Annotated in this window: 11 protein-coding genes; 7 read left to right on the top strand and 4 right to left on the bottom strand. The window is 57.5% G+C overall.

The features are described from left to right. From FVW27_RS04030 to FVW27_RS04020, 3 genes are all read left to right on the top strand, one after another. Positions 1 to 1,470 (top strand): terminase large subunit domain-containing protein (locus tag FVW27_RS04030; RefSeq protein WP_243838198.1); only part of this gene is annotated, 1,470 nt, incomplete at its 5' end. Positions 1,471 to 1,488: 18 nt separating this feature from the next. Further along, a complete protein-coding gene (locus tag FVW27_RS04025) occupies positions 1,489 to 2,577 on the top strand; it encodes a phage portal protein (protein WP_167122960.1) in 1,089 nt (362 codons plus the stop codon). Between the two features lie 78 nt (positions 2,578 to 2,655). Continuing rightward, positions 2,656 to 2,877 (top strand): Ogr/Delta-like zinc finger protein, encoded by a 222-nt coding sequence (locus FVW27_RS04020; RefSeq protein ID WP_341806073.1) that lies wholly within the window; start codon positions 2,656 to 2,658, stop codon positions 2,875 to 2,877. On the opposite strand, the gene FVW27_RS04015 is transcribed toward FVW27_RS04020, so the two are convergent. The 4 genes from FVW27_RS04015 to FVW27_RS04000 form a co-directional block, all read right to left on the bottom strand. Then, positions 2,864 to 3,649: a hypothetical protein gene (locus tag FVW27_RS04015; protein ID WP_167122956.1), complete on the bottom strand. Its 786-nt coding sequence runs from the start codon at positions 3,647 to 3,649 to the stop codon at positions 2,864 to 2,866. The two genes, FVW27_RS04020 and FVW27_RS04015, sit on opposite strands and share 14 nt — an antisense overlap. A 118-nt stretch (positions 3,650 to 3,767) precedes the next feature. Further along, positions 3,768 to 4,010 (bottom strand): hypothetical protein, encoded by a 243-nt coding sequence (locus tag FVW27_RS04010; RefSeq protein WP_167122954.1) that lies wholly within the window; start codon positions 4,008 to 4,010, stop codon positions 3,768 to 3,770. Beyond that, positions 4,000 to 4,263, bottom strand: coding sequence for a hypothetical protein (locus FVW27_RS04005; RefSeq protein ID WP_007521298.1), 264 nt, complete (start codon positions 4,261 to 4,263; stop codon positions 4,000 to 4,002). The genes FVW27_RS04010 and FVW27_RS04005 overlap by 11 nt, the downstream gene beginning before the upstream one ends. After that, on the bottom strand, positions 4,260 to 4,853 hold the full coding sequence (locus tag FVW27_RS04000; RefSeq protein WP_167122952.1) for a hypothetical protein: 594 nt from the start codon (positions 4,851 to 4,853) through the stop codon (positions 4,260 to 4,262). Before FVW27_RS04000 ends, FVW27_RS04005 begins: the two co-directional genes overlap by 4 nt. Before the next feature lie 385 nt (positions 4,854 to 5,238). Between FVW27_RS04000 and FVW27_RS03995 the strand changes: the two genes are divergently transcribed. The 4 genes from FVW27_RS03995 to FVW27_RS03980 form a co-directional block, all read left to right on the top strand. Beyond that, positions 5,239 to 5,901 carry a hypothetical protein gene (locus tag FVW27_RS03995; protein WP_167122950.1) on the top strand — a complete coding sequence of 221 codons (663 nt, stop codon included), beginning with the start codon at positions 5,239 to 5,241 and terminating at the stop codon, positions 5,899 to 5,901. A gap of 6 nt (positions 5,902 to 5,907) precedes the next feature. Then, entirely contained in the window at positions 5,908 to 6,378 is a 471-nt protein-coding gene (locus FVW27_RS03990; protein ID WP_167122948.1) for a hypothetical protein, read from the top strand. Positions 6,379 to 6,382: 4 nt separating this feature from the next. Then, positions 6,383 to 6,754: a hypothetical protein gene (locus FVW27_RS03985; protein ID WP_007521290.1), complete on the top strand. Its 372-nt coding sequence runs from the start codon at positions 6,383 to 6,385 to the stop codon at positions 6,752 to 6,754. Between the two features lie 42 nt (positions 6,755 to 6,796). After that, on the top strand, positions 6,797 to 7,011 hold a 215-nt coding region (locus FVW27_RS03980; RefSeq protein ID WP_167122946.1), incomplete at its 3' end, for a hypothetical protein.

Here is a 7,011-nt window from a genome sequence, read left to right as displayed (position 1 = left end):
CAGCCGGACGCCGCCCCCGGCGAGTACGCCGCGGACTCCCCTTCCGCCGCGCCCCGCGCCGCCCGCCCCCGCCGGGGCAAGCCCATCAAAAACGACGTCACCGCCCTCACGCCGCAGCTGTTCGCGGACAAGTTCCACCGCCGGTACTTCGGCTACCAGCACGCCCTGCGTGCGGCCAAGCAGCATCGCAACCGCATGCTGCTGAAGGCCCGGCAGATAGGGGCCACATGGTACTTCGCGCAGGAGGCCTTTGAGGATGCCTGCCTGACCGGCGACAACCAGCTCTTCCTTTCCGCCACCAAGGCGCAGTCGCAGGTGTTCCGCAACTACATCGTGCAGGCGGCGTCCGATGCCTTCGACATCACCCTTTCCGGCAACCCGCTGATACTGCACACCCGCAACGGCAAGGCAGAGCTGCACTTTCTGTCCAACAACTCGCGCAGCGCGCAGAGCTACCACGGGCACGTCTACATCGACGAGTTCTTCTGGATCACCAAGTTCCGCGAGCTGTACAAGGTGGCCACCGGCATGGCCGCGCACAAGAAGTGGCGGCGCACACTGTTTTCCACGCCATCTGCCATCACCCACGACGCCTACCCGCTGTGGACCGGCGAGGCCTTTCAGAAGCGCTTCGCCAAGCCCAAGCCGTGGCCGGACGCCGCCGCCCTGCGCGCCGGGTTTCTGTGCCCGGACACGTACTGGCGCAACGTCATCACGCTGGCCGACGCGGAGGCGGGCGGCTGCGACCTGTTCGATGTGGCCCAGCTGCGGCTGGAATACACGCCGGACGAATTCCGCCAGCTGTTCGACTGCGAATTCATAGACGACACCCAGGGCGTGTTCCGCCTGGCGCTGCTGGAACGCTGCATGACAGACCCGGCGGACTGGCCGGACTACGCCCCCGGCGCGCCCCGCCCCGTGGGCAACCACCCGGTGTGGGGCGGGTACGACCCCAGCCGTTCACGCGACGACGCATCCTTCGTGGTGTTGCAACCGCCCCTGAAGCCGGGCGGCGTGATTCGCTGCGTGGAGCGGCACAAGTGGGTGGGCAAGAGCTACCTGTGGCAGGCGGAACGCATCCGCGAGCTGGCGGAAAAGTACCGCTTCGCACACCTGGGCATAGACACCACCGGCCCCGGCATTGGCGTGTACGAGCATGTGCGCCAGTTCTGCCCGGTGGCCGCGCCCATCAACTACGCCGTGGCCAGCAAAGCCGCCCTTGTGCTGAAGGCCCGCGAGGTGATCGAGGAGCAGCGGCTGGAATGGGACGCGGCGGAAACGGACATCGCTTACGCCTTTCTGACCATTCGGCAGACCACCACCGACAAGGGACAGATTACCTACGCCGCCGGGCGCACGCCCACCACCGGGCATGCCGACGTGGCGTGGGCCATCATGCACGCGCTGGCGGCGGAACCGCTGGCGCGCCAGACCGGGCACGGGGGCTGCACCGTGGTTATCGGCGCGTAGCGCAAACAGGAGGGAGACATGGTCAGGGCCAGAACGAGAAAGCACGCCACAACCAACGGCACGCAGATGGGCGCCACCCGGCCCGGGCCGGGGGCCAACGCCGGGGCGATCATCAACGATGCCCTGCGCGGGGTGCGGTCCTTTACCTTTGGCGACCCGGAACCAGCGCTGGCCGGGGCGGTGTACGACCACCTTGGGGTGTGGCTGCTGGACAACGGCAGCTACTACCAGCCGCCGGTGCCCCTGCGCGGACTGGCCCGGCTGCTGCGGGCCAACGCCTACCACGGCCCCCTGCTGGAATTCAAAACCAACGTGGTGCTGCGCGGCTTTGTGCCCACGGCGGCGCTGCCCCGGCGGGCCATGCACGCCATGACCACCGACTACCTGGTGTTCGCCAACGGGTACCTGCAGAAGATCCGCAACTGGTATGGCGAGGTGGTGCAGCTGCGCCACCTGCCCGCCATCAACATGCGCCGCATGAAGGAAGACGACTGCTACGGCCTGCTGCCCCTGACCGGGCAGATCCACCGCTTTGCCCCCGGCGAGGTGGTGCATATCCGCAACTACGACGTCAGCCAGACCATTTACGGCCTGCCATCGTACCTGGGGGCCATCCAGTCCATGCTGCTGAACGAGGACGCCACCCTGTTCCGCCGCCGGTACTACCGCAACGGCGCGCACATGGGCTACGTGTTCTATTCCTCTTCCAGCTCGCTGGAGGCGGACGACCGCGACCGCATTCGCTCTGCCATAGAGGGCAGCAAGGGCATCGGCAATTTTCGCAACATGTTCCTGCACATACCCAACGGGCGCGAGAAGGACGTGCAGATACTGCCGGTGGGCGACTTCAGCACGCGGGACGAGTTGGAGAAGATCAAGAACATCAGCCGCGACGACATCATTGCCGCGCACCGCATACCCCCGGCCATGGCCAGCATTATCCCCAACAACACCGGCGGTTTTGGCGACATAACCAAGATAGACGCGGTGTACGAGAAGAACGAGATAACCCCGGTGCGCGAGTTGCTGCTGGAAGTGAACGAGCACCTGCCGCTCGCCGCCCGCGTGGGCTTTGCCCCGCAAACGGAAAACCCGCCGGTGGCCTGACCACCGGCGGGTGCAACGCATAGGACTTGCTGCCCGATTGACAGCAACGCCCCCTTGTCATTGTGTTTGTGCAGGAGGATGAACACCATGCGCATTATCTGCGACAAGTGCCACGGCAAGGCCCGCATTACCACCCGACGGGAGATAACCCCCCGCTTCACCAAGCTGTACTGCGTGTGCAACAACGCCGAATGCGGTCATAGCTTCGTCATGCACCTGGAGTTTGCGCACTCGCTGTCGCCGTCGGCTTATCCCGCATTGCTTAGACACAGAAGCAAAGGATCACCTATAACAACCTAGAAACATTTTTATTTTTAACAACGCGTTTTACAACGCTAGAGGCCCCAAGAACAACACATATGATCACAAAATGCCAAGCCGCCGACGTTAGAACATCGAATCCGTAATTTCTGAATATCTTGAAAGACATAAATGTTAACGCAGCGGCAAGAACAACAACCATTACCACATCAATATACCCATCATGATCCACAGCAATAGCAATCACTAATGCCAAAAAAATTGCAATTGCACAGAAAAAATCTACCATAGAAAAAACATCATATTTTTTAACGTCATCGATATCTTTCCAATTGACTCGTTCTAGCGCACGAATTTTTGCGGTAACGCCATTAAATTTTGCACCAGCACTAGTCAAAACTTTAAACATTAAGTGTTCTTTTGGGTTAATAACCATTGGAACTAATGAAAGCGCTCCCTTACATTGCGAAAAGTGAATATTTTCATTATTTGAAATACCATTCTGCACTCCGTAAAAAACAACATCTTTTGAAAAATTAAAAGTTAATGGCCGAATAAAATCAGAAGGCTCAAATACAACTCGACCAGCATTGAATACATCAAAATAAAATTCAGAATACGAATCTACCTCTTCCCCATCTATCAAAAATTTCACACCGGAACCAGAATTAACCTCATGCACCTCCTCTCTAAAAGTCACATCAATCTTCCGTGGTGGGTTTATCCACTCAACGGAACCAAACGTATTAGCCCCAACGGATACGATAAATGCGACAACAACATTAATCAAAAAAAAATTCAGCACTTTCATCGGACCCTCCAAACGCTTACCTTTCGCATACCTACCATCCACCGAACATTACGAGACAACGCCCCCGACATCAACCGATGCCGGGGGCGTTCGTTATGGGGTGATCTTCAGGGACGGGCTAGGAGGGGCGACCACAGGCCCACGGCGGGCCGTCGTCCTGCCCAGCCCCCGTACCGCCGCGCGCGGGGGCGCTGGCGGCTGCGCAGGGGGTGTCGTCCAGCGCCTCTCCGCAGTGTTGCAGGTCTTCGCCCAGCAGGGCCAGTATCAGCGCGAGGCCGCCGTGTTCTTCCGGCAGGCGGGCGGCAATGGTGCGCAGCGCCGCCGCGTGGCTGTAGATGCGTCCGATGGGGTCAACGTCCATGGTGTGTCTCCTCCTGCACGAGGGCGGCATGCATGCGCGCCACATCGCCCGACAGCCAGGCAAGCTGGCGTTGGAGGTTCTGCAACACACTGGCGGACTGGTGGCGGCGCTGCTGGCTGTGCAGCACGCGGCGAAGGCCCGACGCCGCGCCCGACACCTCGGCTTGCAGGTCCGCGAGATCGTGTTGCAGGCGGTCCAGCCCGGAGACGACGGCAAAGGCGTCCTTGTAGCGTGGGTTCCTGTGGGTGGTCATGCTGCCGCCTCCACAGGGGTTGAGGTTTCAGGACGCGCGGATGCCGTGGTCCCCCTGTGGCCGGTTTGCGCGAACGGCGAACCTACATCAGGCAACGCGTCTTGGGCAACGGACGGCGCAAGACTGGCTGCGGCATCGGCCACCGCCTCGCACGCGGAGACGGAAAGCCGGGCCGCCTGCTGCGAAAGCGCCGCCGCACGATGGGCCAGCCAGTCCACGGCCAGGCGCTCCGGCCCGGACAGAAAGGCCACATGCGCGCCCACGGAACGCGACAGCCCCAGCAGGCGCAGGGACACCACCTGCAACGCCAAGGGCACCAGCGCGGGCGCGCCGGACGGATCGCCGGACAGGTTGCCGGGCAGGCCGCCGGTGGGGTCGCCATCGGGGCCACCGTCCAGATCGGGCAACGATTCGTGCAGCAGTTCGTCCAGCTCGGCAAGGTCGCCCTGGGCGGCGCACAAGGCAGGACGCACGGAAAGGTGGACGCATTCGGCGGGCAGCGCGAACTGGGCGCCCAGTTCGGCCACGGCCTCGGCCAGCAGGTGTCCGCGTTCTACGATGAACGCGGACAAGGTGGGGGTGGGGGTCATGTGAGGCTCCTATGACGATGTCTATTGGCAGCCCCGAAAAAAGAGACTGCCGGGAGCTAGACACCGTCATAGGGCGGCTGGCGTATTCCCCCGAAGGGTATTGTATTAGCCAACTCCCGGCAGAATATCGCGTGGGATGGGTGCACCTCTCCTAATGGCGAAGCAGATCATGCGCAAGACGCACGACCACCGCCAAACGGAGGGCGCAAAAAAACCACGGCTGACGGGCGTGATGGCCGCCTATGAATCAAGGAGTGTCTAGCTCCTGCGGACAGATTGACCTATAGGGTTGGGGTGTGTCAAGAGAACGGGCAAGAACTCGATTAACAGGGCAACCATGAACGCCACAATGCCCTTCCGCACAGAGCAATCCACAGGACGTACCATGCTCACGCTCCCCCCCAAATCCGACCTACGCATCCAGCTTGGCACTGCTTTTAAGTCCATAGAGAATTTCACAGATTTCCTTAATGAAAAAGAAGGACCTATAGCCAACGAAATACAATACCTTGGCGACAGCATTAGAAGACGAATGGAAGACAGCATAGCATTTGAAGTCCTTGGCGGATACATCGCCGCTGTTGATAACGGCCTTGTTGGCGTCATTAAAACATCAAAAGATTCAAATCTATCAGAAGTTAACAATACAATAAAAAGATTCTCAACAGTTATAGATAGAATTCACAACGCAGTTATCCCACACATAGCGCGCACTTGGTCCGGAGTAGATTTACGATTTACCTTAGAGAAAAATGACTCTATTTTTTTCACAAAAACACTAAGCCCCTCATCCAAGAAAACACCACTTCACGAATTACTTGAAAGATTCGACAATAAATTCTCACATTCAATGTCATTTGTCGCAAACCTCGATGACAAAATTCTCTGCTTCACGGAGTTGAAGGCAGTCCCACCGACAGAAACTTTCTCTTTTAATTTCATTGAACCCAAGGGCACAAACCTTGTATCAACATATGAGCACATTATAAGCAAAAGATATTACGAAATGGCTCTCAACATCGTAACATACGCGTCACCTAGCGAGTGATCCACAATGTCGACCAATCCCCTTCACACGCCCGACACTTCTCCCCCAAAAAAACCACACCCGGACCCCTTCTCATTCTTCGCAAATATGCCTCAGGAGCGCGAATCTCCACCGTCATACATAGAACAAACAGAAAAAATACTGCTCGGGCAAGACAAAATCCACGACGACACCCTGCGCATTTTAACATCAAATCAGGAAATACTTGCACGCTTAAGCACACTTGCAGCAACCGTAATATCTCTTGAGAACATTCTACACGAACAACATACAAGACTACTCCGCCTTATAGTGTGTTTCCTTTCTATATTCGCCTTCATCATTGCTACTGCTGGCCTAGCAAACAAAACCGATACGGCGCTCATTGACGGCGTATTTGCCACACTACTACTACTATTCTGCGCAGGATACGGAATAATGGTCACCATAGCCCTCCATTACCACAAAAACAAAGCGAAAAAAGCATCATCTCGGTAAAACAATGGAAAATGACATCGCTAAAATACTTACAGACACAATCCCAACAGTCATAGCCACATGCTTCGACATACTAAAAAATCCAAATGTCGATATCCCATCAAAGCTAATCTCTGCCACCCTCATCCTTGGACTATTTATTTTTATTACTGTAGTAGCATATGACGCACTAGTTTCTACAATTAAAAAAGCCCTTGAAAAACGACTTGCAATCATCAACCTCGTTATAGTTCTTGTCGGCTTTGTAACACTTATCACCCTGACAAGAACATGCGCCACATCGCGCGTAATGCTATATTTTATATCTTTTTTCTTCCTGACGGCTCTGTGTCCATTAATAATTTACATAGCCAAAGACCCACCACAACCTCAATAACCCCCATACGCTTTCAACGCCCCACCGCTAGGCCCAACTTAATTGCGCACCCACCCCGAGCCGCGCACCCACCTTCACCCCGTGGCCGGGCGCGATATGATCGGCCCCATGATCCGCGACGACTCGAAACTCTTCGACCCCCTCTCCTGGCTGCTGGCCCACGACTGCAAGCCAGAGATCCTGCGCGACGCGGATGGCCGCCCGCGCCGCCTGCTGCTGCACCACGACCGGCGCGGCGCGCCAGCGCCCGAACGCGT

The organism is Nitratidesulfovibrio liaohensis (genome assembly GCF_011682075.1).
Lineage (GTDB): Bacteria > Desulfobacterota > Desulfovibrionia > Desulfovibrionales > Desulfovibrionaceae > Cupidesulfovibrio > Cupidesulfovibrio liaohensis.
This window is presented reverse-complemented; position numbering and strand designations above follow the sequence as displayed.